1 pseudogene is annotated in these 273 nt (G+C 44.7%); it reads left to right on the top strand.

Features of this window, described 5'->3' with window-relative positions:
• Nucleotides 1–16: 16 nt before the first annotated feature.
• A pseudogene (locus ACPYOJ_RS35350) lies at nt 17–273 on the top strand (penicillin-binding protein); the annotation flags it as partial.

Below are 273 nucleotides of genomic sequence, written 5' to 3'. Positions count from 1 at the left end.
AGCACAGGCCGGACTAATGTCAATGGTTCCGGGAACCGGAGAAATAAAAGCCTGGGTAGGAGGAATCGACTGGCAACACTTCCAGTATGACCATATCAAACAGGGAAAAAGACAGGTGGGATCCACATTTAAGCCTTTTGTGTATGCAACTGCTATTATGAAATTGGGTATGACTCCATGTTCCGTAGTTTCTAATGCAAGCTTCAACAAAGGAACTTACCACGTACCGGGAAGAGGCGGAATGCTTACTTTAAAAGACGCTTTAGCACATTC

The sequence above is a fragment of the Rhizobium sp. SVR5-9E genome (assembly GCF_056755095.1).
Note: the sequence above shows the minus strand (reverse complement) of the source record. Positions and strands in the feature narration are given on the sequence as shown.